This is a genomic window from Prauserella sediminis (genome assembly GCF_014195435.1).
Taxonomy (GTDB): domain Bacteria; phylum Actinomycetota; class Actinomycetes; order Mycobacteriales; family Pseudonocardiaceae; genus Prauserella; species Prauserella salsuginis.
The window spans coordinates 58,889-82,183 of record NZ_JACIBS010000007.1 but is presented as its reverse complement, the minus strand read 5'-3'; the positions used below and the strand labels follow the sequence as shown (position 1 = coordinate 82,183).

Sequence of the window (23,295 nt, the reverse complement as noted above, 5' to 3'; positions counted from 1 at the left end):
CCGCCGCCTCGGCGTCGGCCGACGCATGTCCCGTGCTCACAGAGCAGCCTCCTCGATGGCCTCGGTGTCGTCGATGGCCTCGGTGTCCTCGATGGCCTCGGTGTCGTCGATGGCCTCGGTGTCGTCGAACAGCGCGGGCTCGCGCTCCGCTCCGCCGCTGCCCGCCTGGTCCTCGCCGTCGCCCGCGGGCTCATCGGCTTCCGTGCCGGTCTCGCCGGTGCCGGGGTCCTCACCCGCGGGGTCGCCGTCGACGACCGCGGCCATCAGCAGCAGGTCGGCACCGCCGATCTCGGGGTCGTCCAGTTCGGTGCCGTCGTCGACGGCCAGCAGCACCGACCCCTGCGACTGCCGCAGCGCACCGCCGACCTCGGGACCGTACGCGTGCACGGCACGCAGGGCGACGAGCCGCGCGACGGCCGGGTCGGCGCTGCGGGCCTCCTCCAGCAGGCCGGAGAGCCGCCGCGGCACCTCGGGCAGGTCGAGCAGCGCATCGGCCTGCCGCCACTGCTCGTCGGTGAACGCGTCGGTGTCCTCGGCCGGTTGCAGCTCGGGATCCGGCACCTCACCCACGACGTGCTCGCGTTCCGGAGCGGGCCGCAGCAGCAGCGACACCAGCGACGGCAGGGACGGCACGCTCGGCACCGTGGTTCCGGTCCCCGCCCGGAAGTACGCCTCGACGGGCGCGAGGGCGTCGGCCAGCGGCAGGTCCAGGGTCGGCGTGAGCAACTGCCCGAACACGTCGACGGCGGCGCGCTGAGCCGGGCCGGAGAACTGCTGCCGGTCCTGTTCGGCGCGAAACACCGCACCCGCCGCCTGCAACCGGTTCTGCAGCTGGGTGTGCCTGCGGATGCAGTCCGCCACGATGTCGACGAGCTCGGCGGCACGGCGCTTGTGGTCGGGGTCCTCCGCCTCGTCCCTGGCGGCCGTGATGTTCTTCAGGATCGCCGTCTCCGCGCGGAACCGGGATTCGATGTGCGTCAGCGCGGAGTCGAGCAGCTCGGGCAACTCCCGCTCCCAGTCGACCGACCGCACGTCACGCCGGGTCGCGTCGAGCTTGGCGCGCAGGATCTCGCCGTACTGCACGGTGCGGTAGCGCGCCTGCTCCGCGGCGAGCTTCGCGTCGGCCAGCCTGCCGCGCGTGATCAGGTTCTCGAGTTTGACCTCGGCGGCGATGTGGGCCGATTCGACGTCGGTGTCCAGCGCACCGACGAGCACGTTGATCGCCTCGTCCGTCGCACGCAGGTACACCTCGCCGTCCGGCGCGGCCAGTTCGACGAGCAGTTTGAAGTCGAACGCCCGCCTGCGGTACCGCCCGTCGGCGTCGACGGCTCCGTACACGCGGCGGAACCCGCGATCGGTGGTGCCGACGTTGATCAGGTTGTCGAGCACCCACCGGGCCACCCGCGTGTGCTCGTCGGTGGTGCGATCGGGCGCCTGCGCCGCGATGAACGGCAGCAGCCGGCGGGTGACCTGGTGGTGGTCGGCGCCGGTGTCGAAGTCCATCGCGATCGTGACCTGGTCGATCGTGTGCAGCCCGATCTCGGCCATCTGGTAGACGGTCGCATCGGCCCAGTCGAGCTTGGACTTACGCGCGTCCAGGTCGTGCAACGGCGCGGTGCACGCGAGTGCCTTCAGCCGGCGCGCGAGCCCCTCGTCGGGGTCGGCGGTCGTCTCGTCAGCTCGCACGGTGTGAGGTTAAGGCAGCCGCGCCGCGCCGCTTCCGGCGGGGAACCGCGCTCCCGTCTTCTTCGGGCCCACCGGTTGCCGGACCGGCGAGGGTCGTTTCCGCGTCGGCCGGATCAACCCCGTTCCGGGCCGGTCTCCGCGGGAACCTCGCCCCGGCCGGTCTCGTCGTCCGGGGACTCGGCTGCCGCCTCGCCGGTGGATCCGTGCGCGGGCTCGCGGTGACCGTTACCGCTCACGGCGCCGTCGCCGTGAGCGGCCCCGTTCCCGACGCCGTTGCCCTTTCCGACGCCGTTGCCGTCACCCGCAGCCGGACCGACCCGCCCGTTGCCACCGGAGTGCCGCTGTCCGGCGCCGTCCATGGGACCGCCGTCGGGCGCGGGTACGCCGACCGGATCGGCGTCACGCCGCTTCCGGTGCCGCAGCAACGCCGTCAGGGCGAGCACGCCCGCCAACGGCAGCAGCGTGATGCCGGGCAGTTGATAGCGCCACGAGAACTCGAACGCCGCGGCGCCACCGAGCGACACCAGTGCCATGCCGGCAGGCAACAACATCGCCGAGCGCAGGCCGCTGGCCCGTGCCCTGCGGGTCACCCCGAGACCGGCGGCCAGCGCGAGCAGTAGCGCCACACCGAGCACGTTGCCCGGTGTGAAGCCGCCGAACAGCTGGTACCAGCGCAGCGCCGTGCCCAGCGTCGGCCGCGACTCGGGCTCCTCGCCGCTGTAGCGGAGCGCGTACTCCCGGCTCTTCTCCTCGTGGTTGTAGAACTGGTACGTGGACTGGAAGTGCCAGCGTTCCACCGAGACGTCACCCGGGGTGTCGACGCGCCAGCCCCGGAAGCCCTTGAGGAAGTCGGTCATGATCGCGACGGCGACGTCGAACGGCTGCTGCCGGATGACCTCCTTGCCGAAGTCCTGTTGGATCCGGACGATGTTCGTGCCCTCCGGCCACTGCGCCCGCCACTCGTCGTCCGCGCCGATGTGCGCGTACCGGTCGCTGCCCATCCGCTCGTCCAGCGGCTCGTCGGGGCACGCGGGGCGCAGCCGCTCCGCCAGCTCCAGGTTCTGGCAGTCGGCCACCACGGCGCCTCGGGCGTAGAGCACGTTGCCGGTCGACGGGCTGAGCGCGAAGTGACCCGACCAGCTCGCGTAGTAGGCGCCGTAGCCGACGACCACGAGCGCGAACGGCAGCAGGAGCGTGGCGACCCGCACGAGGATCGTGCGCCACGCCGCCCAGGTACCCCAGCGCCGCCAGACGCCGCCCGCGATGAGCAGGAACACCACGGCGGGCAACGCGAGCGGCAGCGCGACCATCCGGAAGATCACCGCGACGCCGAACAGCACACCCGCCACGGCGGTCGCCCACACCGGCGGCTGTCCGCCGCGCTTCGTGCCGAGCAGCAGCCACAGCACCGCGACCAGGATGACCTGGAACCAGACGTCCGACATGATCATCTGCTCGATCTGCACCTCGTAGGCATCGAGCAGGACCGGTGCCGCCGCCAGTGCCGCCAGCCAGTTCCGGCGCACCCCCAGCCGGCGGGCCAGTGCGTAGAGCGCGAGGCCGCAGCCCAAGCCGACGACGTGCTGCAGGAACGACACGAGACCCAGCCCGCCGACCGCCAGCACGGGTTCGAGGACGAACAGGTCGTAGCCGATCGGGTGCAGGCCGGTCGGGTTATGCGTGCCGACGTTGTCCAGGTATCGGAACGAATCGCCGTACAGCAACGCGGGCGGGTACGCCAACCAGGCGGCCGCACGCAGGCCGAGACCGGCGACGAACACCACGAGGAAGAGCCAGTGATGGCGGCCGAGTTCGAGGGCACGGCGCTTCAACAGCGCGGGAGCGAGCACGTCAGGAAGCTAGCAACCCGGCCCCTGACTCCCGCGCAGGCCCCCGGGCGCGGCGCGGGATCGGACCGGTGACGTCCGGATGCCGCGCCCGTCAGCCGCCTCGCGGGTCAGGCCGTCCGGCGCAGAGCGCCGCCGCACTCCGACGTCGGCGCGGCCACGTCGCCGCCCCCGGCGTCGCCGGTGTCGCGGGTGACGGCCGCGAGCGGATCGCGCTCCTCGAGGGTCAGGTCGGTCAGCACCAGGTCCCGCTCGACACCGCTGCCCGGTCCGGTCACGCTGCGCTGGAACTGGGCCAGCAACGTCGCGGGCGGCACCGGCATCGACAGCCGGCCGTGCCGGGTCAGGCGGTCCAGCATCGTCAGGATGATCTGCGCGGACATGCGGCCCAGCGCCTGCGTGGTCTGGTGCCGGTGCGTGCGGTGTCCCAGATCGACCTGGGCGAGCGCGTCGAGGCCCCGCCACTCCACCAGGTCGATGAGGTGGCCGATCTCGACGCCGTAGTGCGTGACGAACGGGATGGCCTCCAGCACCTCGCGCCGGCCCGCGTACTCGCCCGCCAACGGCTGCACGAACCCGGACAGCTGCGGCCAGAACATGTTCAGCAGCGGCCGCGCGACGAGCTCGGTGACGCGGCCCCCGCCGTCGACCTCCCTGCGCCCCTCCCCGGCGAGCGGGCGATGATAGAAGCCCTTGACGTAGTCGACGTCTGGCCGGGTGAGCAGCGGCCCGAGCAGGCCGGTCACGTACCCCGCGGTGAAGTCGTAGAGGTCGCCGTCGACGAACACCACCAGGTCGCCGTGGCTGGCCGCGAGACCCTTCCACAGCGCATCACCCTTGCCCCGGTGGCGCGGCAGCGCGGGCAGCACGTCGTCCTGCGCGACCACGGCGGCACCCGCGTCCGCGGCGACCTCGGCGGTCGCGTCCTGCGAGTGCGAGTCGACCACGAGGATCTCGTCGACGAGGGGCTCCCGCTCGACCAGTTCGGTGCGGATCGTGCGCACGATCCCGCCGACCGTCTCGTCCTCGTCCCTGGCCGGGATCACCACGCTCACGGTGCGCCCGCGCTTGGCGGTCACGAGGTCCGCGGCCGTCCAATCGTCGGCTCGGCCGGACCGGTGTTCGAGCCACGTCCCGATCTCGGGTGAGACGGCGAGTTCGGTGCCGTCGAAGCCTGTACCGGTCGCGTGCACGTGATGCCCCCTTTCGTCGAACCCGATCGTGTTCCGCCGCGGGCGGCTTTCCGGGATGAGGTACGAACCGTTCGCCCCCGAGCGTCGGGGCGCCGCGTTTCCGGCCGTGGCTCGGCCGCGCAACCGCTACGTTACGAGATCACGGTCGCCGCGCGGCCCGGGTAACGTGCGCGTAGTCACACTTCCTCGTCGAGCATCTCCGCGGTCACAGCCGACTCCGTATCGGGGATACCCAGATCGGCCGCCTTCTTATCCGCCATGGCGAGGAGCCTGCGGATCCGGCCCGCGACGGCGTCCTTCGTCATCGGCGGGTCGGAGAGCTGACCGAGCTCTTCGAGCGAGGCCTGCCGGTTGGAGACCCGCAGCCTGCCCGCCGTGAGCAGGTGGTCCGGGGCGTCCTCGCCCAGGATCTCCATGGCCCGCTCCACCCTGGCGGCCGCAGCCACGGCGGCCCTGGCCGATCGGCGGAGATTGGCGTCGTCGAAGTTGGCGAGGCGGTTCGCGGTCGCCCGCACCTCGCGGCGCATGCGCCGCTCCTCCCACGCCAGCACGCTCGAATGCGCACCCAGGCGGGTCAGCAGCGCGCCGATGGCGTCGCCGTCCCTGACCACGACCCGGTCGGCCCCGCGCACCTCCCGCGACTTGGCCTGGATGCCCAGCCTGCGCGCCGCGCCGACGAGCGCCAGCGCAGCCTCCGGTCCGGGGCACGTGACCTCGAGCGACGACGAGCGTCCCGGTTCGGTCAGCGAACCGTGGGCCAGGAACGCCCCGCGCCACGCAGCCTCGGCATCGGCGATCCCGCCGGACACCACCGGCGCGGGCAGACCGCGCACCGGGCGGCCGCGCTGATCGATCAGGCCGGTCTGCCGCGCGAGCCCTTCACCGTCCTTGACCACGCGCACCACGTACCGGTTGCCCTTGCGCAGCCCACCCGAGGTGATCATGTGCACTTCGGCCTGATGCCCGTACAGCTCGTGGACCTCTTTACGGAGCCGCCGGGCCACCGAACCGGTGTCGAGTTCCGCCTCGACGACGACCCGGCCCGCCACGATGTGCAGCCCGCCCGCGAACCGCAGCATCGCCGCGACCTCGGACCGCCGTGGGCTCACCTTGGTCAGCTCGAGCCGGCTGAGTTCGTCCTTGACCGCAGCGGTCATCGCCATGAGAGCCCCTCCTTCGCGCTCGTCGCACCGAGCGCGTCTCGCACACAACCGGCCAGCGCATCCGGATCGTGCCGCCCCACCGCACCGGGGGCGGCGATCGACGCCAGATGTGCACGCCCGCCCAGCGCCGCGGCCGCCGAACGCAGCCGCGCCGGCGTTGGCACCGAATCGCGGTCGGCGATCACGGCGTCCACTCCGAGCCGGGGAGCGTGCTGGAAGAGTACGTCCAGGTGCTGTTCGGGTGAGAAGCCCGCCGTCTCCCCCGGCTGCGGCACCAGGTTGAGAATGACGATCTTCGTGGCGGACGTCTTCACGAGCGCGTCGTGCAGCTCGGGCACGAGCAGGTGCGGCAGCACGCTCGTGAACCACGACCCCGGGCCGAGGAACACCGCGTCCGCGGACAGCACGGCGTCGACGGCCTCCCGGCACGCCTGCGGGGGCGTCACTGCGGGCGTCACGCCTGCGCCCGCTCCCGGACTGTCGGCCGGCACCACGCTGTGCAGGGTGATGCGCTGGACCTGCCCCGGGGTGCTGGCGACGGCGACCTGCCCGCGGATGCGGCTCACCGCGCCGTCGGGTTCGAGGCCGGTGACCTCGGCCTCGATGTCGAGCGGGTCGGTCGACATCGGCAGCACGCGGCCGGAGACGCCCAGCAGCCGGGCCGCCTCGTCGAGCCCGGCCACGGGGTCGCCCAGCACCTCGAACAACCCGGCCAGCAGCAGGTTGCCGACCGCGTGGCCGGTCAGCGCGCCGCTACCGCCGAACCGGTGCTGGAACACCTCGGCCCACCGCGCGCCGCCGTCGTCCGCCGCGGCCAGTGCGGCCAGCGCCTTCCGCAGGTCTCCCGGCGGCAGCAGGCCGAGTTCGCGGCGCAGCCGTCCCGACGATCCGCCGTCGTCGGCGACCGTGACCACCGCCGTGACGTCGTCGGTGAGCCGCCGCAACGCCGTCAGCGTGGCGTGCAGACCGTGACCCCCGCCCAGGGCGACCGCGCGCATCTCCGTGTTCACTCCCGGCCCAGGTCCCGGTGCACCACCTTCACGGCCGTTCCATCCTCTTTGGACAGCCGGTTCGCGAGTTCCTCCGAGATCGCCACGCTGCGGTGCTTGCCGCCGGTGCAACCGATCGCGAGCGTCAGGTACCGCTTGCCCTCGCGCTTGTATCCGGCACCGATCAACCGCAGCAGGTCCTGATAGCGGTCGAGGAACTCCTCCGCCCCCTCCTGGCCGAGCACGTAATTGCGCACCTCGGTGTCCAGGCCGCTGTGGTCCCGCAGCTCGGGGATCCAGAACGGGTTGGGCAGGAACCGCACGTCCATTACGAGGTCGGAGTCCATCGGCAGACCGTACTTGTAGCCGAACGAGAGCACTGTCACCCGGGTCTGCGCGGACGCCTCGCTGCCGAACGCGTCCTCGATCTTGGCGCGCAGATCGTGCACCGACAGCGACGAGGTGTCCAGCAGCAGGTCCGCCTCGGCCCGCAGCGGTTCCAGCAGCGCCCGCTCGGCGCCGATGCCGTCGACGAGCCTGCCGTCCCCCTGCATCGGATGTCCCCGCCGCACCTGGTCGAACCGGCGGATCAACACCGCGTCGGTCGCCTCCAGGAACAGGACTCGCGGCTTGTACCCGCGCATGTCCAGACCCTTGATGACCGAAGCCAGGTCGTCGGTGAACGCCCGCGACCGCACGTCCATCACGACCGCGACCTTCGTGATCGCACCCCGCGACTGCGCGCCGAGCTCGACCATGGTCGAGATCAGTTCCGGCGGCAGGTTGTCCACGACGAACCAGCCCAGGTCCTCCAGGCATTTCGCCGCCGTGCTCCGGCCGGCCCCGGACAGGCCGGTGACGACCGCGACCTCCATGCCCGAGCCCCGGCCGTCCTCGTCGGCCGCGTCGGCTCTGTCGGCTGCCGCACTGTTCACTGGTCTGACTCCCCTCGCTCCATGTTCTGTCCCCCTGTGAGCGCCGTGTGCACGGCCTCGGCGGTCCGCTTCCCGAAGCCCGGCACCTGTGCGATGTCGTCGACACTGGCCTGCTTGAGCTTCTTCACCGAACCGAAGTGCTTGATCAGGGCCGACTTCCTCGCCTGCCCGAGTCCCGGCACCCCGTCCAGCTCGGAGGCCTGCACCCGTTTGCCGCGCTTCTCCCGGTGGTACCGGATGGCGAACCGGTGCGCCTCGTCGCGCACTCGCTGCAGAAGGTACAGCGCGTCCGAGGTCCTCGGCAGGATGACCGGCTCGTCGTCGGACGGCAGCCAGACCTCTTCGAGGCGTTTGGCGAGGCCGACCACGGCCACGTCGGTGATGCCGAGCTCGGCGAGGACGTCGGACGCCGCCGTCGCCTGCGGTCCGGCGCCGTCGACGACCAGCAGATTCGGCGGGTAGGCGAACTTCTTCGGCTTGCCCGTCTCCGGATCGATCCCCGGCGGGCCGTCCTGCGCGCCGTCGGTTTCCGCAGGCGCAATACCGGCGGGGGCCGGTTCCCCCGGCGTCGCGTCCGCGGTGCCGGCGTCCCCGGCGGTCTCGCCGTTGCCGCTGTCGGCCGTCTCCTTGAGATAGCGGGCGAACCGGCGCCGGACGACCTCGGCGATCGCCGCAACGTCGCCCTCGTCGGCGGCCTCGCGAAGCGCGAACCGGCGGTACTCGGTCTTGCGTGGCACGCCGTCCTCGAACACGACGAGCGATGCAACGACGTCGGTGCCCTGCGTGTGGCTGATGTCGACGCATTCGATCCGCAGCGGCGCCGTGTCGAGAGCGAGGTGCTCCTGCAGCTCCTGCAGTGCCGCGGACCGGGCGGTGAGGTCACCCGCGCGGCGGAGTTTGTGCTGGGAGAACGCCTCCTTGGCGTTGCGCTCCACCGTGTCGGCGAGCGCGCGCTTGTCGCCCCGCTGCGGCACCCGCAGGCGGACCCGCGAGCCGCGCAGTTCCGACAGCCAGTCGGTCATGGCCTCGGCGTCTGCAGGCAGCTCGGGCACCAGCACCTCGCGCGGCACGGTCGGCCCGCCGCCTCCCGGCGCCTCCCGGGCCAGGTCGAGCTGTTCGGCGTAGAACTGGCTGAGGAACTGCTCGACCAGTGCCGCGACGTCCATCTCCTCGACCTTGTCGATCACCCAGCCGCGCTGGCCGCGCACCCGGCCGCCGCGCACGTGGAAGATCTGGACGGCCGCCTCGAGCTCGTCGTGGGCGAACGCGACGACGTCGGCGTCCGTGCCGTCGCCCAGCACGACGGCCTGTTTCTCCATCGCGCGGCGCAGCGCGGCGAGATCGTCGCGCAGCCGGGCGGCGCGTTCGAACTCCAGCCCCTCCGAGGCCTCCGCCATCGCCTTCTCGAGCCTGCGCACCATCTTGTCGGTGCTGCCGGCGAGGAAGTCGCAGAAGTCGTCGACGATCGCGCGGTGCTCGTCGGCGGTGACGCGGCCGACACACGGGGCGGAGCACTTGTCGATGTAGCCGAGCAGGCAGGGCCTGCCGATCTGAGCGTGCCGGCGGAACACCCCGTTCGAGCACGTGCGGGCGGGGAACACACGGAGCAGCAGGTCGAGCGTCTCGCGGATCGCCCACGCGTGGGCGTACGGGCCGAAGTAGCGCACACCCTTCTTCCGCGGCCCGCGGTAGACGTGCAGCCGGGGGAACTCCTCGTTCAGTGTCACCGCCAGCACCGGGTAGCTCTTGTCGTCGCGGTAGCGGACGTTGAACCGCGGGTCGAACTCCTTGATCCAGTTGTATTCGAGCTGGAGCGCCTCGACCTCCGTGGAGACGACGGTCCATTCGACACTCGCCGCCGTGGTGACCATCTGCCGGGTACGCGGGTGCAGCCCCGCGAGGTCGGCGAAGTAGGAGTTCAGCCGACTGCGCAGGCTTTTCGCCTTGCCGACGTAGATGACGCGGCGCCGCTCGTCGCGGAACTTGTACACGCCCGGTTCGTCCGGAATGCTCCCAGGGGCGGGCCGGTAGGTCGACGGGTCAGCCACGGGCTCCACTCTATGGCGACCCGCCGACACCCTGGTCAGGGGCCACGGGTCACGACCCTGCGACGTCGCGGGTGCGGGGTGCGCGACGCAGAGAGCAGAGTGCGGGGTCCGCCGGGTGGCCGCGCCGTGTGGGAACGCGAGGCCGGTCCGGTTCCCGTGCGATCACCTCGCGGCGCCCGGGGCCGCAACGTAGCCTGGCCGACATGGAACGCGCTGTGCCGAGGCGGCCGTCGGTGGTGCTGTTCGACGTGTTCGAGACGCTGGTACAGCTGGAGCCGTTGCGGGAGCGGTTCGTCGAGACGGGCAGGCCGGGCCACGAGCTGGAGTTGTTCTTCGCGCGCACGCTGCGCGACGGCATGGCGTACACCCTCGCCGGCGAGGCACCGCCGTTCCGTGCCGTCGCCGCGGCGCAGCTCGCGATCACGTCCGGCCACACGCTGACCGACGATGCGATCGCCCACATCCTCGACGGCTTCGGCGACCTCCCGCTGCACCCCGAGGCGGAGACCGCGTTCACCCTGCTCGCGGAGGCACAGGTGCCCGCCTACGGCTTCACCCACGGCAGCGCCGGCATCCTGGAGTCCATTCTCGACAGACACGGGATGAGCGGGCGACTGCGCGGCGTCCTCTCCGCCGAGGCCGTCCGCTCGTTCAAACCGCCGGCGCGCGTGTACCACTGGGCGTGCGAGCAGGCCGGCGCCACGCCCGGGGACACGGCACTGGTGGCCGTGCACTCGTGGGACACGCACGGCGCAGTGAAGGCCGGCCTGCTCGCAGGGTTCGCCTCGCGCCTCGAAGGTGATCTCACTCCGCTGGTCGAACGCCCCCACGTCGTGGCGAGCCGGGTCGACGAGGTGGTGGCGGGCCTGCTGGCGCTCTAACCGGTGGTGTCCGCGGCGGAGCCGAGGACAGCCGCCGTGGATACCCGACGGTGGCCACCCTGCCCGAGCCGACCTCCCACGTCCGGGCATGTATGGGACGGTGACCGGCGTGCCACGCCGGACAGCGGCGAGGGACACGGCCACCACAGCGGTGCCGTATAGGTCATTATACATCGACCTCGTTGTGCGAGGCTGCCCGCATGCGGATCGCCACCTGGAACGTCAACTCGGTCACCGCCCGTCTCCCCCGGCTGCTCGCCTGGCTCGACTCGGCCCGGCCGGACGTGCTGTGCCTGCAGGAACTCAAGTGCACCGACGACGCCTTCCCCACCGACCAGGTACGCGAACTCGGTTACGAGATCGCCTCCCACGGCACCGGCCGCTGGAACGGCGTGGCGATCCTGTCGAAGGCCGGGCTCGACGACGTCGTACGCGACCTCCCCGGCCAGCCCGCCTACGACGGCGCGGTCGAACCCCGCGCGATCGGCGCGACCTGCGGCGGCGTGCGCGTCTGGTCGGTGTACGTACCCAACGGCCGCGAACCCGGGCACGCACACTACGACTACAAGCTCGACTGGCTCGCGACGCTCAGCCACACGGTGGCCGCGGACACCGCGGCGGACCCGGCACGGCCGCTCGCCGTCCTCGGGGACTTCAACATCGCCCCCACCGACGACGACGTGTGGGACATCGCGCTGTTCGCCGAATCGACGCACGTCACCGAGCGCGAGCGCAAGGCGCTGGCCGCGCTGCGGGACGCCGGGCTGACCGACGTCGTGCCCCGGCCGCTGAAATACGACCACCCGTACACCTATTGGGACTACCGCCAGCTGGCCTTCCCCAAGAACAAGGGCATGCGGATCGACCTGGTGTACGCCGACGCCACCGTCGCGGGCGCCGTCTCGGACGCCTACGTCGACCGCGAGGAACGCAAGGGCAAGAGCCCGTCCGACCACGCGCCCGTCGTCGTCGACGTCGACCTCTGACCCCATCAGCGCGGGCGCGCCACCGGTGACGCGCCCGCGCTGATCAGTCCTCCCGGGCGCGCCGGTGCAGCCTGCGCAGCCCGCGCACGGCCGTCACGGCGCGGTCCCGGTCGACGGCCTGCACCGCGAGCAGCGGGTAGTACTCGTCGTCGGGCAGCTCGAGGCGGGCGAACGAGGCGCCGTCCGGGAAACTCACCGACAGCACCTGGTCCCATTCGAAATGCCGGGTGGTGCCGACGTTGCGCACGTCGATGCCGCGGGAGTCGGCGCGCACCTTCGGCGTGCCGAACGACGCGCACGCCAGGCCCAGCAGCAGGCCCACGAACACCATCGCGATCTGGTCGCTGAGGTGGAAGATCGCCCCGCTGTCGGAGCCGCGCAGCAACACGGCCACGACCGTGAACACCGCGAGCAGCGCGATCCCGAGGGAGATACCCATCCACGCGGTCCGCCGCGGCCGGGCCACGACCACGTCGTCGCCGGTCACGCCATCGCCGGAATGTGCGGTCATCTGGTCACCCGCGTTCACACGAAGCCCCGTTCGGTCCACGGCTGGCGCAGGCCACGCAGCACGCCCGCGGTGGTCAGCGCGGCGACGGTGGCCTCCCGTCCCTTGTTCTCCACCGAGTCGGCCAGACCGGCACGGTCCAGGGCCTGTTGCTCGGTGTCACACGTCAGCACACCGTTGCCGACGGGCGTCGACTCGTCGAGCGCCACCCGCGTCAGACCTGCCGTGACGGCATCGCACACGTAATCGAAGTGCGGCGTGCCGCCGCGAATCACCACGCCGAGCGCCACGACGGCGTCGTGTCCCCTGGCCAGCGCCTGCGCCACGACGGGCAGCTCCACCGCACCCGCCACGCGCACCACCGTCGGTTCATCGGCCAGGTTCGCCTCCGACGCCGCGTGCAGCGCGTTCTCCAGCAGGCTGTCGGTGATCGTCGTGTGCCAGCGGGTGGCCACGACGGCGAGCCGCAGATTCTCGCACTCGCGCAGCCCCTCGACGTTCTCGTCCGGCCGTCCTTCGCCACTCACGGCGCTCCACCACCGTCTTCCGTTCCCGTGCCGACGGCGCCGGTTGCGGCCTCGCCAAACTCGATCAAGCCCGCGCCGACGTCGTCCGCGTTCTCCAGTTGCGCCAGCTCGTGGCCCATGCGGTCGCGCTTGGTCTGCAGGTACCGCAGGTTCTCCGGGTTCGGCGACACCGGCAGCGCCACCCGGCCCGTCACGCGCAGGCCGTAGCCTTCCAGCCCGACCCGCTTGGTCGGATTGTTGGTCAGCAGCCGCATCGACCGCACCCCGACGTCGGTGAGGATCTGCGCGCCCGTGCCGTAGTCCCGCGCATCGGCGGGCACGCCCAGCTGAAGGTTCGCGTCGACCGTGTCGGCTCCGTCGTCCTGCAGCTGGTACGCCTGCAGTTTGTGCAGCAACCCGATACCCCGGCCCTCGTGACCGCGGATGTAGAGCACGATGCCGCGCCCCTCGGCCGCCACGGCCTCGAGAGCTGCCTGCAGCTGCGGGCCGCAGTCGCAACGCAGCGAGCCGAACACGTCGCCGGTCAGGCATTCGGAGTGCACCCGGACCAGCACGTCCTCACCGTCGCCGATGTCGCCGTAGACGAACGCGACGTGCTCGATGCCGTCGAGCAGGCTGTCGTAGCCGATCGCGCGGAACGTGCCCGCGGCGAGCGGGATCCGTGCCTCGGCGACCCGCTCGACCTGCTTCTCCATGCGCCTGCGGTAGGCGATCAGATCCGCGATCGTGATCAGCCGCAGGTCGTGGTCGGCGGCAAACACCTCGAGCTCGTCCCGCTTGGCCATGTCGCCGTCGTTCTTCTGCGACACGATCTCGCACAGCACGCCCGCCGGAGCCAGCCCCGCCAAGCGCGCGAGGTCGACGCCGGCCTCCGTGTGACCGGGGCGGCGCAGCACGCCGCCGTCCTTGGCGCGCAGCGGAACGACGTGTCCGGGGCGCTTGAAGTCCTTCGGCCCTGTCGACGGGTCCGCCAGCAGCGAGATCGTGTGCGCCCGGTCGGTGGCGGAGATGCCCGTGCCGATGCCCTCTCCGGCGTCGACCGTGACGGTGTACGCCGTGCCGCGCACGTCCTGGTTGGTGTGGAACATCGGCGGCAGATCGAGCCGATCACAATCCTCACCGGTCAGCGACACGCACACGTAGCCGGACGTGTACCGCACCATGAACGCCAGCAGCTCCGGCGTCACCTTCTCCGCGGCGAAGATCAGATCGCCCTCGTTCTCGCGGTCCTCGTCGTCGACGACGACCACGGCCTTACCGTCGGCGATGTCCTGGATGGCCAGCTCGATCGACTCGATGTCGAATCCGGCCGGTGCACCCGCCTGCGACGCCGCTGACGTCTCTGACGTCTCTGTCATGCTCACCCGTCCTCCTTGCCACCGCCATTGTCCACCGGAAGCGACGCTGCTCCACCGGCGGTCTGCTTCTCGACGTACTTGGCGAGGACGTCCACCTCGAGGTTCACGACGTCACCCGGTTCGGTGCGGCCGAGCGTGGTCAGCGACAGCGTCGTCGGAATCAGCGCGATCGTCAGTTCCTCCGGCGAGACGCTCGCGACCGTCAGCGACACGCCGTCGATCGCGATGGAACCCTTCTCCACGATGTAGCGCCCGAGCTGCGGGGGAAACGCGAAATGCGTGAGATCATCGGCGTCGCGGTGCAGGAACACCCCCGTGCCGTCGACGTGCCCCTGCATGACGTGCCCGCCGAACCGGCCGCCCGCGGCCATCGCACGCTCGAGGTTCACCGCCCGCCCCGCTTCGGCTTTGGCCAGGCTGGTGCGCTCGAGAGTCTCGGACACGACGTCGACGGTGAACTCGTCGCCGTGGACCTCGACCACGGTCAGGCACACGCCGTTCACCGCGATCGAGTCCCCATGCTTCGCATCTCCGGTCACCACCGGGCCGCGGACGCGCAGTCGTGCCGCGTCACCGCTCCCCTCGACGGCCGTGATCTCGCCGAGCTCCTCCACGATGCCCGTGAACACGTCAGGGTCCTCCTTCACCGGCGGCCGGTACGGCCGTGATCCGCACGTCGTCCCCACTCATGGTGACCCCTTCGACACGCCACCGGTGGGCTTCGGTGATGGTCGACACGCCCGCAGGGCCGAGCGCCGTCGGCCCTGCCCCTAGCAGCGCCGGCGCGACGTATCCCACGATCCGATCGATCATGCCCGCCCCCGCGAAGGCACCCGCCAGCGTCGGCCCACCTTCGAGCAGCACGTCGACGACCCCGCGCTCGGCCAGTGCGGCCAGCACCTCCCGTGGATCGTGCGTGTGCAGCTGCAGGGTCGGAGCCGCGTCGTCCAACACGCGCGCGGTCCCGGGTATTTCCCGCGCGCCGACGACGACGCGCAGCGGCTGCCGGTCGGCGAGGTCACCGTCGGCGCCGCGGACGGTGAGCCACGCGTCGTCGACCAGAACCGTTCCGGTGCCCGCGACCACCGCGTCGGCCGCCGCGCGGATGCGGTGCACCTCGGCGCGCGACTCGGGCCCGGAGATCCACCGGCTCGTGCGGTCGGCAGCAGCCACGCGGCCGTCGAGCGTGGCGGCGTACTTCCACGTGACGTGCGGCCTGCCCGTGCGCACCGAGTGCAGCCACGCCCGCAGCGGCCCGCCCGCGACCTCGTCTGCGAGCAGTCCCCCCACCACGTCCACGCCCGCCGCACGCAGCACCTCGGCACCGCCTGCCGCCGGCGGGTTCGGGTCGGTGACCGCGTACCGCACCGCGGCGACACCGGCGTCGCGCAGCGTCTGCGCGCACGGCGGGGTCCTGCCCTGGTGACCGCACGGTTCGAGCGTCACGTACGCGGTGCCGCCGCGCGCCCGCTCCCCCGCTTCGCGCAGGGCCATCACCTCGGCGTGCGGCCCGCCGGGAGGCTGGGTGGCTCCCCTGCCCACGACCTCGCCCCCGACGTCGACGATCACCGCTCCGACGGGTGGGTTGGGGCTCGTCGTGCCGCGTACGCCCTCGCTCAGCGCGAGCGCCGCCGCCATCGCCCCCGCCACACCTGTCCCGGCCTCGCGGTCGGCCGATCCGGCAGGCACGTCAGTGCGCCGAGCGCGCGCCGGCCGCCTGATCGCGCAGCGCCGCGACGGCCCTGCCGGGATCCTCGGCGCCGTAGACGGCGGATCCGGCCACGAAACAATCGACGCCGGCCTCGGCGGCCTGTTCGATCGTGTCGGCGTTGATACCGCCGTCGATCTCCACGACGAGGGTGAGGTGGCCGGTGTCGACGAGGCGGCGCGCCGTGCGCACCTTCTCGAGCACGTCCGGGATAAACGACTGGCCGCCGAATCCCGGTTCGACCGACATGATCAGCAACGTGTCGTAGTGCTTGAGCGTCTCGAGATGATCCTCGAGCGGTGTGCCGGGCTTGACCGACAGGCCCGCCTTCGCGCCCGCGGCGCGCAGGTTCTTCGCGAGCATCACCGGATCGTGGGCCGCTTCGGCGTGCACCGTGACGTTGTAGGCGCCCGCCTCGGCGTAGCCGGGTGCCCACTTGTCCGGGTTCTCGATCATCAGGTGGCAGTCGAGCGGGACGTCGGTGACCTTCTGCAGCGACTCGACGACCGGGAGGCCGAGCGTGAGGTTGGGGACGAAGTGGTTGTCCATCACGTCGACGTGGACCCAGTCGGCACGGGTTTCACCGTCGCGGGCGACGGCCGCCACCTCCTCGCCGAGGCGGGCGAAGTCGGCGGACAGGATGCTCGGGGCGATCATCGGGTGAAGCGGTTGAGAGGCCACACCGCGAATCCTAGGCAGCGCCCCGCGCCGCGGCCGTCCGGGGAGGGGGTCACCTCACTCCGGAGTGAGGTGAACCGCACCGGAGCACTCATCAGGCACGGGACTCACCGGGCACCGTGCTCATCGGGACTCACCGGGCACCGTGCTCACCGAACGCCGTCGCGGGCAGCCGGTCCAGCAGCTCCGTCCACGGTGCGCCGCCGAGCTCGGCCACGGCCACCCCGGCGCCTGCCAGCGTGTCGAGGTGGCCCTGCCAGGCCGGATGGGCCGGCCTGGTGGGCTGCACCCGGTGGCCCACGACCATCGGCACCACGCCGACGGCGTCGCCGAGCACGGTCAGTGCCTGGTTGTCGGCCAGCCCGAGGGCGAGTTTCGCCACCGAGCCGGCACTCGCCGGGGCGACGACGAACGCCTCGGGATCCGGATGGGGCCGCGGCTGTTCGGGCAACCGCGCGGTCCACCGGACGTCGAGGTCGGTGCTCGCCTGCAGCCGGGCGAGTTGCCGGTCGTCGAACCACGACGCGGCCGTCGGCGTCAGCGTGATCGCCAGCCGCCAGCCCCGTTCGGCCGCGGGTTCGGCCAGTTCGGCCGCCAGCCGGGTCTCCACGCCCCCGCACGCCGACGCGACGAGACCAAGACAGCCGCGTTCGATGCCCCGTGGCTCGCTCGCCGCCGGGCCGGCTGTCGCCGTCACGTGGCGCGGGCGAGGCCGCAGAACATGGCGTCGGTGCCGTGCCGGTGCGGCCAGAGCTGCACCGCAGGGCCGTCGCCCAGGTGCGGCACGCCGGGGAAGAACTCCCGCGCGTCGAGGGGCTCGGCCCCGGCACGCCGTACGGCCGTGGTGAACGCACCGTCGGTTTCGGCCAGGTGCGGGGAACACACCACGTACGCCACGATCCCGCCGGGCCGTACGAGTCGGAACGCCGATTCGAGAAGCTCGGCCTGCAGTTTCGTCAGGTCCGCGACGTCGCTCTGCTGCCTGCGCCACCGCGATTCCGGGCGGCGCCGCAGAGCGCCGAGCCCGCTGCACGGCGCGTCGACCAGCACCCGGTCGTAGCCGCCGTCGAGACCGGGGTCGCGCCCGTCCGCCCGGTGCACGGTCACGGGCAGCCCGTCGACGGCCTGCTCGATGAGCCGCGCGCGATGGTCGGCGACCTCGACGGCGTCCACGGCCACCTCGTCCTCCGCCGTCGCCGCCAGGCAGCCGAGCAACGTCGCCTTGCCGCCCGGTCCGGCACACAGGTCGAGCCAGCGCGCGTCGGACCCGTCGACGGGCGCGCCCACTGCCGCGAGCGTGACCAGCTGGCTGCCCTCGTCCTGGACCGCCGCGAGGTGCTCCTTCAGGGGTTCCGAGGCGGCCAGGTCACCGCTGCCGGCCGGCAGGTGCACGCCGTACGGCGAGTACGGCGCGACGTCGCCACCGGTGATCGCCGCGAGTTCGTCGGAGCTGATCTCGCCCGGTCGCGCGAGCAGGTGAACCTCGGGCCGGGCGTCGTCGGCCCGCAGCGCCGCTTCGAGCTCGTCCCCCGTGTCGCCGAGCGCTTCGGCGAACGCGCGCGCGATCCACCGCGGGTGAGCGGTGCGCATCGCGAGATGGCCGATCCGGTCCGTCTCGATGTCGGGTGCCAGCTGGTCGACCCACGCCTGTTCGTCCTGATCGGACACCTTGCGCAGGACCGCGTTGACGAATCCGGCGACGTGCGAGCCTGCGACGTCGCGCACGAGCTCCACGGCCGAGTCGACCGCCGCGTGCGGCGGGATCCGGGTACGCAGCAGCTGGTACGCACCGAGCCGGAGCCCGTCGAGTACGGCTCCGTCCACGTCGGACAGCGAGCGGTCCACGCAGGACGCGATGATCTCGTCGAGCAGTCCGGCGGCGCGCGCCGTGCCGTAGGTGAGTTCGGTCGCCAGCGCGGCGTCACGCCCGGACACGCGCCGCTGCCGCAGCAGCTCCGGCAGAATCAGGTTGGCGTAGGCGTCGCGTTCGCTGACGGCACGCAGGGCGTCGAACGCCACTCGGCGCGCCGGATCGTCGACCGGCGGTTTGCGCGGACCTTCCTTGCGCGGCGCGGGCCGCCTGCCACGATCCGGCCTGCCGCCCTGCCTGCGCTGTCGATCGTCCTGCGGCCTGCCGCCCCGGCCCCCGCGGCCGCCGGGCCTGCCGCCCGCACCGCTTTGCCCGCCGCGGTCACGGCGACGGCGGTCGCCGCCGCCGTTGCCGCCCTTGCCGTTGCCACCTTTGCCGTCGTCGCTCATGTGAGGCGCTCCCCGTGCTCGATTCTCGTGCCGCGAGCCCAGTCGGTCGCCGCCATGCGTTTCTTCCCCTGTGCCTGCACCTCGCCCAGTTCGACGGGTGCGGTGGCGGTGCCCGCGATTACGCGCTTGCGCTCCACCAGCAGCTGTCCGGGAGCCAGCTCGGGCGCACCGGAGTCGGCCTCCAGCGGCCGCACCGGGCCGAGTTTGCAGCGCGCGTCGCGGAACTGCGCCCAAGCACCCGGGTCCGGCGTCACCGCGCGGATGTGCCGGTCGACGGCGAGCGCGGGCCGGTCGAACTGCACCCGCGCGTCGTCGACGGTGACCTTGGGCGCGTAGCTCACCCCGTCGGCGGGCTGCTCCACGGCGGTGACGGTGCCGTCCTCGATGCCGTCCATCGTGGACACCATGAGGTCCGCGCCCGATTCGGCGAGCTTGCCGAGCAGTGCGCCCGCGGTGTCGGTGGCGCCGATGCGCTCGGTCACGACACCGAACACGGGACCGGCGTCGAGTTCGGGAACGATCCGGAACGTCGACGCGCCCGTGTAGTCGTCGCCCGCGCCGATGGCGGCCTGCACCGGGGCGGCGCCGCGCCACGCGGGCAGCAGCGAGAAGTGCAGGTTCACCCAGCCGTGGGCGGGAATGTCGAGCGCATCCTGCTTCAACAGTGCACCGTAGGCCACCACGGGGCAGGCGTCGGGCGCGAGCGCGCCCAGCCGCGACAGGAAGTCCGGATCATCCGCGCGGGTCGGTGTGAGCACCTCGATGCCGTGCTCGTCGGCCAGCGCGCCGACGGGAGAGCGTACGAGCTTGCGGCCCCGACCGGCGGGTGCGTCCGGGCGGGTGACGACGGCGACGACGTCGTGCCGCGAGGCGAGCAGCGCGCGGAGCGTGGGGACGGCGGGTTCCGGTGTGCCGGCGAAGACGAGCCTCATCGGCCGCCCGCACGGGTCAGCGGTGCGATCATCCTCGCCAGTCTAGAGCGCCGCCCGCGCGTCAGATGAGGTCGAGGGGGTCGAGCCGGATCCGCACGGGCTCCTGCTCCTTGCGGGCTCCTCGCACGGCGTTGAGCGTGTGCACCGCCGCGGCGAGGGCGCGCCCGTCGCCGCGCGGAACCCGCACCAGCGCCCGCTCGCGTTCGGCGTTGCCGTCCTCGTCGACCTCGCCGAGCGGCACCGGGCCGAGGATCTCCGCGCTCTCGGGCGGCTCGAGTTCGTCGAGCGCCGCCGCCAGAACATCGGGCGAGGCGTCGAGGCTGGCCATGCGCACCGCGGGCGGGAAGCCGAGCTCGCGGCGTTCGGCCAGTTCCGACTCCGCGAGCCAGCCGGGATCCCACCGCACCAGCGCCTGCACCACGGGTATGCCCGCCTCGGCACCGACGACCACACGGCCACCAGCCTCCGCGGGACGCACCAGCGCGGCCGCGGCCATCCAGCGGCGCAGCGCCTCCTCCGACGCGCGCAGGTCCTGCCTGCCCAGCAACGCCCAGCCGTCGAGCAGCAGCGCTGCCCCGTAACCGCCGTCGGCGACCGGTTCGGCGCCCGGGGTCGCCACGACGATCGCCGGTGCCGCAACCACCCTGTCGAGCACCTCGCCGCCGCCGGAGGTCCGCACGGGAGCACCCGCGAACGCCCTGCCCAGCTCTTCGGCCGTCCGTTTCGACCCGATGACGACCGCACGCAGCCGCACCGACCCGCACGCCGAGCAGCGGAACGCCGCGTCGGTCACCCCGCACCACCGGCAACGGGGCGAACCCGCTTCCCCGCCGCCGGGTAACGCCAACGGCCCCGCACAGTGCCGGCATCGTGCCCGCGCGCGGCAGTGTGCGCACGCGAGTCCGGGCACGTAGCCGCGGCGGGGCACCTGCACCAGCACCGGCGCCCCCGCCTTCAAGGCGGCGCGCGCCGCTTCGAACGCCACCGCGGGCAGCCGTGCCGCGTGCGCCGCTTGGTCCCGCGCGACGTCGAAGTCCTCGCCGGTCGGGGTCACCCGCGGCGCCCGCGAACGCAGCTGCTGCCGCGGGGCCACGAGCGGCTGTGCCCACCCGGATTCGAGGAGCAGCTGGGCCTCCGCGGTCCGGGCGAACCCGCCGACCAGCAACGACGCACCGTCGGTGTGGGCTCGGACCATGAGCACGTCCCGCACCTGCGGATACGGCATGTGCGGATCGGCGTGCAGGTCGTCGCCGTCGTCCCACACCACGTACAGGGCGGGATCGGTCACGGGCGCGAACATGCTGGCACGCGTGCCGACGACGATGCGGACCGTGCCGCGTTTCACCGCCAGCCACCGGCGGTACCGCTCGGCTGGTCCGAGATCGGCCGACAGTGCGGTGACCGCGGCCGGGCCCGCCAGTTCGGCACAGGCGGCCGCCAGTCGCGTCACGTCCCGGTGGTCCGGCACGACGAGCACGGCGCCCCGGCCCGCCGCGGCCACCGTGGCGGCCAGTTCGGCGAGCCGCCTGGGCCAGTCCTCCCCCGGCAGGGCCTGCCACACCGCGTTGGCCACCCTTCCCGCAGCCAAGGCGCTGACATACGACGAGCCCCACTGGTACCGCTCCCACGCCGTCGTGTCGGGTGGCGTGCTGTCCGGTGGCCTCGTGCCGGGTGACGTCGCGTCGGGTCGTTCGCCGGTCACATGGCCGGGCCCGGCCGCCGCCTCCGAGGTCGCCGGGCCCGCGACCGCCGCACTCGCACTCCCGCCCTCCGGATCCGTGGCGCCCGGATCCGTGGCGCCCGGATCCGCGGGCTGTGGGTCCGTGGCCTGTGGCGGTGATCCGCGGCCTGCGTCACCGCCGGATCCGACACTGCCCTCGCCCTCGACGGCAGCGTGGCGGGGCGGGATGGCCAGCCGGGCGACGTCCATGAACGTGCCGCCGTAGCGATCGGCGATCGCCCGGCAGAGCCCGGCCAGCTGAGGGGTCAGGACGACCTCGCTGGAGACGACACGTTCGAGGAAGGCCAGCCGCCCCCGGTGCTCGGTCGTCGCGGCACGTTCGACGACGAAGCCGTCGACCAGCTGGCCGGCGAATCGCACCCGCACGCGGCAGCCCGCGACCGCGCGAGCGTCGAGTTCCGCGGGAACCTGGTAGTCGAACGTCCGGTCCAGATGCGGCAGCGGCACGTCGACGGCCACGCGGGCGATCGGATCGCGGTCGGCCGGCTGCTTGCGTCCCTTGGTGCTGCTCTTGCCACCGCCGCGCTTGCCGGTGGTGCGCTTGCCGGTGGTGCGCCCCGCGCCACCCGCGGTCGCGCCGGCACTTCCGGACGCGCCGGAGCCGGCCGCCCCGTCCGGTTTCGGCGCGGGCAGATCGTCCAGCTCCCACAGTGGGGTCGGTTCGGGGCCGCTCACGCCGTCTTCTCTACCAGAGCGCTGCTCACCCTCCGGTGTGCGCTGCCCGCGACCCCTTCGGGGACCGGGACGGCAGCGCATCGATGCCGCGGTTGAGCAACGTGAACGCGGGCTGTTCGACCCACCGGGTCAGTGCCCAGCCCAGCAACACGGCGACCGCCACGTACGCCGGGATCCAGCCGTACCACGGCACGCCCAGGTCAGCGAGGTGACGGGCGACCAGCGACCCCATGACGTAGTGCATCAGGTACACGCCGTAGGAGATGCCGCCCAGCCAGCGGATCGGCCTGGCGAAGTTCGTCAGCAGGGGCGTGTCCCACATGGGCTGGTAGGCGGCCACACAGATCAGCACCAGCGCCACCGCGAACGCCACGACCGAGTCGCCGGGCGGTGGGTGCTTCGTGTGCGCCACGAGCACGACCACCAGCATCAGCAACAGCTGGGTGAACGTCATGCGCTGTTTCGACCACCGGAAGATCGCGACCCCGGCGATCAGCAGGTGCGCACGAGCCAGCCCGGTGCCGTCCATGAGCATGCTGACCCACTCGGGCGCGACCTTCCCGGGACCCATGAACAGGTACCGCAGCGCGAGCGGGAACAGCAGCACACCCCACAGCACCGCCGTCGCGGCCCGCCCTCGCACGCGGCCCTTCCAGGCCAACAGCGCGATGGCGGTGAAGCCGCACACCTGGATCGGCACCGTCCAGTGAGCGCGGTCGATGTACTCGACACCGCCGAGCAGGTTCGGCAACAGCGCGAGGTTGCCGGCGAGGTCGGTGTAGGACGGCCGGTAGAAGCCCTCGGGATGCAGCGCCACGCTCGCCACGAAGATGACGATCACCGCGACGAAGAACGCGGGCAGAAGCCGGGCGAGCCGGCGCAGCCACCACCGCAGCGGCGGCTTCCTGCCGACGGTCATCGCGGCGAAGTACCCCGAGATGACGATCAGCAATGAGGCGCCGAACGGGAAGTCCATCTGCAGCGGGCCGGGCGGCATGTCGTACCCGGGCAGCGTGTGCGGGGTCAGGAAGGTGGCGTGGAACGCCAGGACCGCGACGATACCGAGGACGCGGATGGCGTCCCAGCTGATGTACCGGGTGCCGCGCGGGGGCTGCGGCGTCCCACCCGAGGCCCCGGACGCCGTGTCCTGTACTCCCTGCGTGCTCACCACAAGTTCCGTA

20 protein-coding genes are annotated in these 23,295 nt (G+C 72.4%); 2 read left to right on the top strand and 18 right to left on the bottom strand.

Annotation, left to right across the window (positions count from 1 at the left end):
• Positions 1–36: 36 nt before the first annotated feature.
• The 7 genes from FB384_RS23400 to uvrC all read right to left on the bottom strand — a co-directional run bounded on the left by FB384_RS23400 (position 37) and on the right by uvrC (position 9,861).
• Positions 37–1,686, bottom strand: a complete 1,650-nt coding sequence (locus FB384_RS23400; protein ID WP_323985420.1) for a hypothetical protein — start codon at positions 1,684–1,686, stop codon at positions 37–39.
• Positions 1,687–1,799: 113 nt separating this feature from the next.
• A complete protein-coding gene (locus FB384_RS23395; protein ID WP_183786990.1) occupies positions 1,800–3,536 on the bottom strand; it encodes a hypothetical protein in 1,737 nt (578 codons plus the stop codon).
• 107 nt (positions 3,537–3,643) lie between these two features.
• A complete protein-coding gene (locus FB384_RS23390) occupies positions 3,644–4,726 on the bottom strand; it encodes a glucosyl-3-phosphoglycerate synthase (protein WP_183786989.1) in 1,083 nt (360 codons plus the stop codon).
• 176 nt (positions 4,727–4,902) lie between these two features.
• Complete coding sequence (gene whiA, locus FB384_RS23385; protein WP_183786988.1) at positions 4,903–5,889, bottom strand: DNA-binding protein WhiA; 987 nt, start codon at positions 5,887–5,889, stop codon at positions 4,903–4,905.
• The gene (locus FB384_RS23380; RefSeq protein WP_183786987.1) at positions 5,880–6,887 is read right to left on the bottom strand and encodes a gluconeogenesis factor YvcK family protein; all 1,008 of its coding nucleotides are present in this window, start codon (positions 6,885–6,887) and stop codon (positions 5,880–5,882) included. The genes whiA and FB384_RS23380 overlap by 10 nt, the downstream gene beginning before the upstream one ends.
• A gap of 8 nt (positions 6,888–6,895) precedes the next feature.
• A complete protein-coding gene (gene rapZ, locus FB384_RS23375; RefSeq protein ID WP_183787021.1) occupies positions 6,896–7,753 on the bottom strand; it encodes an RNase adapter RapZ in 858 nt (285 codons plus the stop codon).
• Between the two features lie 56 nt (positions 7,754–7,809).
• Positions 7,810–9,861, bottom strand: coding sequence for an excinuclease ABC subunit UvrC (gene uvrC, locus FB384_RS23370; RefSeq protein ID WP_183786986.1), 2,052 nt, complete (start codon positions 9,859–9,861; stop codon positions 7,810–7,812).
• Between the two features lie 203 nt (positions 9,862–10,064).
• On the opposite strand from uvrC, the gene FB384_RS23365 reads away from it, so the two are divergent.
• Positions 10,065–10,742 carry an HAD family hydrolase gene (locus FB384_RS23365; RefSeq protein ID WP_183786985.1) on the top strand — a complete coding sequence of 226 codons (678 nt, stop codon included), beginning with the start codon at positions 10,065–10,067 and terminating at the stop codon, positions 10,740–10,742.
• 200 nt (positions 10,743–10,942) lie between these two features.
• A complete protein-coding gene (locus FB384_RS23360; protein WP_183786984.1) occupies positions 10,943–11,728 on the top strand; it encodes an exodeoxyribonuclease III in 786 nt (261 codons plus the stop codon).
• 43 nt (positions 11,729–11,771) lie between these two features.
• On the opposite strand, the gene FB384_RS23355 is transcribed toward FB384_RS23360, so the two are convergent.
• The 11 genes from FB384_RS23355 to FB384_RS23305 all read right to left on the bottom strand — a co-directional run bounded on the left by FB384_RS23355 (position 11,772) and on the right by FB384_RS23305 (position 23,285).
• Positions 11,772–12,239 carry a PH domain-containing protein gene (locus tag FB384_RS23355; RefSeq protein WP_183786983.1) on the bottom strand — a complete coding sequence of 156 codons (468 nt, stop codon included), beginning with the start codon at positions 12,237–12,239 and terminating at the stop codon, positions 11,772–11,774.
• A gap of 14 nt (positions 12,240–12,253) precedes the next feature.
• Positions 12,254–12,763 (bottom strand): 6,7-dimethyl-8-ribityllumazine synthase, encoded by a 510-nt coding sequence (gene ribH / locus FB384_RS23350; RefSeq protein WP_183786982.1) that lies wholly within the window; start codon positions 12,761–12,763, stop codon positions 12,254–12,256.
• Positions 12,760–14,121: a bifunctional 3,4-dihydroxy-2-butanone-4-phosphate synthase/GTP cyclohydrolase II gene (locus tag FB384_RS23345; RefSeq protein ID WP_228726638.1), complete on the bottom strand. Its 1,362-nt coding sequence runs from the start codon at positions 14,119–14,121 to the stop codon at positions 12,760–12,762. The genes ribH and FB384_RS23345 overlap by 4 nt, the downstream gene beginning before the upstream one ends.
• Before the next feature lie 2 nt (positions 14,122–14,123).
• Positions 14,124–14,750 carry a riboflavin synthase gene (locus FB384_RS23340; protein WP_183786981.1) on the bottom strand — a complete coding sequence of 209 codons (627 nt, stop codon included), beginning with the start codon at positions 14,748–14,750 and terminating at the stop codon, positions 14,124–14,126.
• Position 14,751: 1 nt separating this feature from the next.
• Complete coding sequence (ribD, locus tag FB384_RS23335) at positions 14,752–15,759, bottom strand: bifunctional diaminohydroxyphosphoribosylaminopyrimidine deaminase/5-amino-6-(5-phosphoribosylamino)uracil reductase RibD (protein WP_183786980.1); 1,008 nt, start codon at positions 15,757–15,759, stop codon at positions 14,752–14,754.
• A gap of 52 nt (positions 15,760–15,811) precedes the next feature.
• Entirely contained in the window at positions 15,812–16,486 is a 675-nt protein-coding gene (gene rpe / locus FB384_RS23330; RefSeq protein WP_183787020.1) for a ribulose-phosphate 3-epimerase, read from the bottom strand.
• 154 nt (positions 16,487–16,640) lie between these two features.
• Positions 16,641–17,204, bottom strand: a complete 564-nt coding sequence (locus tag FB384_RS23325; protein WP_323985419.1) for a flavoprotein — start codon at positions 17,202–17,204, stop codon at positions 16,641–16,643.
• Positions 17,201–18,766, bottom strand: coding sequence for an RsmB/NOP family class I SAM-dependent RNA methyltransferase (locus tag FB384_RS23320; RefSeq protein WP_183786979.1), 1,566 nt, complete (start codon positions 18,764–18,766; stop codon positions 17,201–17,203). The genes FB384_RS23325 and FB384_RS23320 overlap by 4 nt, the downstream gene beginning before the upstream one ends.
• Positions 18,763–19,698, bottom strand: coding sequence for a methionyl-tRNA formyltransferase (fmt, locus tag FB384_RS23315; protein WP_183786978.1), 936 nt, complete (start codon positions 19,696–19,698; stop codon positions 18,763–18,765). The genes FB384_RS23320 and fmt overlap by 4 nt, the downstream gene beginning before the upstream one ends.
• A 61-nt stretch (positions 19,699–19,759) precedes the next feature.
• Positions 19,760–22,114, bottom strand: coding sequence for a primosomal protein N' (locus FB384_RS23310; protein ID WP_323985418.1), 2,355 nt, complete (start codon positions 22,112–22,114; stop codon positions 19,760–19,762).
• 25 nt (positions 22,115–22,139) lie between these two features.
• Positions 22,140–23,285: an acyltransferase family protein gene (locus FB384_RS23305; RefSeq protein WP_183787018.1), complete on the bottom strand. Its 1,146-nt coding sequence runs from the start codon at positions 23,283–23,285 to the stop codon at positions 22,140–22,142.
• Positions 23,286–23,295 lie beyond the last annotated feature (10 nt).